The following is a 1,913-nucleotide window of genomic DNA, read 5'->3' as shown; positions in this document are numbered from 1 at the left end:
CGTAAGCAAGGCGAATGCCAGAAGGGGAATTTGCCGTAGGCCGAGCGAGGCCTCGTGCCGAAGCGTAGCGGTAAGTCACTGTTATACGTAGTCGCGAAATTAATCGAAAAGAGTTTTTTCTTTTAGTAAGATTTCTTTAATTTGAACTTCAAGGACCGGGATTTTATTTTTTACGAGATCCCAAACAATATCATAATCAACAATAAAGTAACCATGGATTAAATGGTTTCTAGTTGCTGAGAATTTTCTCCATTCTGGTTCATTATATTTTTTCTTAAAGGAATCGGAAAGTTTGTTAGAGGCTTCGCCGATGATTTCGATACTTCTAACAAAAGCACGTTTTAATACATTATTGTTAAGAAATGAAGCCTCATCAGTTTTTGTTAATTCATCTTTAATAAACAAAATTTCATTATAGATATGTTTAATATAATCAATATCAGACTTCAATTAAAACTGACTCACTTTCAAGAGAATTTTTAAGTGTGCCCGAAATAGAGTCAGCAGTCAGCAGATCAACCTTTACATTAAAAAGATCTTCAAGTAGAAATGTTAGATTAATGTAATTATCAAAATTTTTCATTCCAGGCTTAAACTTTACAAGGAAATCAATATCGCTATTTGCCTTTGCTTCATTTCTTGCGACAGATCCAAAAAGGTGAATTGTTTCAACACCTAGTAAATCGAGCTCCTGTTTATACTGTTTTAAGGAGTTTTGAATCGAATTAGCATCTAAAAAATTGACTGTCGCCATAGCTCAAAATTTGGAGATTTTTGATAAAAGTCAAGCAATTGAAAATGACTCTTTTTTTTTGTTTTTCTGATATTTCTGGGCTGTTAATTGTGTTCCTCATTTCTGGAGATAAAGATTTAAGCGATTACGTATAACGAACTAGGGGAGACGACGTTCCTCGTAGCTGAGCCTACGTAGTAGGCGTTAGCGTCGGCGCGCTTTTTGCGAACGCAACAAAGCGTGACGGAGAGGAATGTGGCGCAGCCCAAGCGAGGCCGGCAGTGCCGAAGCGAAGCGTTTCCCCGCTGTTAACCGAAGTCGCTAATCTGTTAATTAGGATCTCGGAATTTAGATATATATAGATTGAATGTATTAGAAGTTAATTTGAATCGAATGAAAATAATTTATCTCTATAAATATCATTTATAAAGTTATCAGGAACATTCTGGTTAGTGATATAACTTCTAGTTGTAAACGGCATCGCAAATAACAAAAAGAGTTGTCTTACTTCTACAACCTCATTTTCGTAAGTATATCTTTTTATTTCCTTACCATGGTTAAAAACTATAAATTCAGTTTTCCCATTTATTTCAGCAAAAAGTGGAAATAAAGTACCAGTAATAACATGAAGAGTGGTAGTTAAAAAGAATGAACTATTTGGTATTACTTTGGTTGTTACTTCAATGTTAACTAAGTTTTTACTATTAATTTTGCTTAAGTCATCTAGTCCATCTACATATAAGTTAAATTTATTAATACATTTACAACCAGAGATTATATCAGTAAATGCTTGTTTATTTGCTTTATGAACAGCTTCTGAAACATAAAATTTTTCACCTAATGCATTAAAACTCTTATAATATAATACAAAGTCTACATTAGTTATTTTCTTATCTACTTTTGCAGGATTATATGGAGGAATATCCTTTTTTAAATAGGTAATACATTGGGTTAGTGAAGTAAAAAGCAGAACTAAGGCTAATAATTTAAAAATCTTCATAAATTTCCTTCGGTTTTTTCTAATAAACTGAGATTGAGAGGAACTTAAAGTCAAGTTCTTAAAACAAAAATATTATATTAAACTAAATTTTTGCGATTTCGGTTAACGAAGTAGGCTTCCCGAAGTTTCCCGCCCTGAGCCTCGTAGAGGCGTTAGGAGTAGCGGGAAATTTGCCGTAGG

3 protein-coding genes are annotated in these 1,913 nt (G+C 33.4%); all 3 read right to left on the bottom strand.

Annotated elements, in window-relative coordinates; all coding sequences use genetic code 11:
* Positions 1-99 precede the first annotated feature (99 nt).
* The gene (locus JWG41_RS11250; protein ID WP_205270033.1) at positions 100-450 is read right to left on the bottom strand and encodes a HepT-like ribonuclease domain-containing protein; all 351 of its coding nucleotides are present in this window, start codon (positions 448-450) and stop codon (positions 100-102) included.
* Positions 440-754 (bottom strand): nucleotidyltransferase family protein, encoded by a 315-nt coding sequence (locus tag JWG41_RS11245; protein WP_205270032.1) that lies wholly within the window; start codon positions 752-754, stop codon positions 440-442. Before JWG41_RS11245 ends, JWG41_RS11250 begins: the two co-directional genes overlap by 11 nt.
* Positions 755-1,112: 358 nt before the next feature.
* Entirely contained in the window at positions 1,113-1,733 is a 621-nt protein-coding gene (locus tag JWG41_RS11240; RefSeq protein WP_205270031.1) for a hypothetical protein, read from the bottom strand.
* Positions 1,734-1,913 lie beyond the last annotated feature (180 nt).

Origin of the sequence: Leptospira chreensis (genome assembly GCF_016919165.1) — a bacterium.
In the GTDB taxonomy this organism is placed as follows: Bacteria; Spirochaetota; Leptospiria; order Leptospirales; family Leptospiraceae; genus Leptospira_A; species Leptospira_A chreensis.
This window is presented reverse-complemented; position numbering and strand designations above follow the sequence as displayed.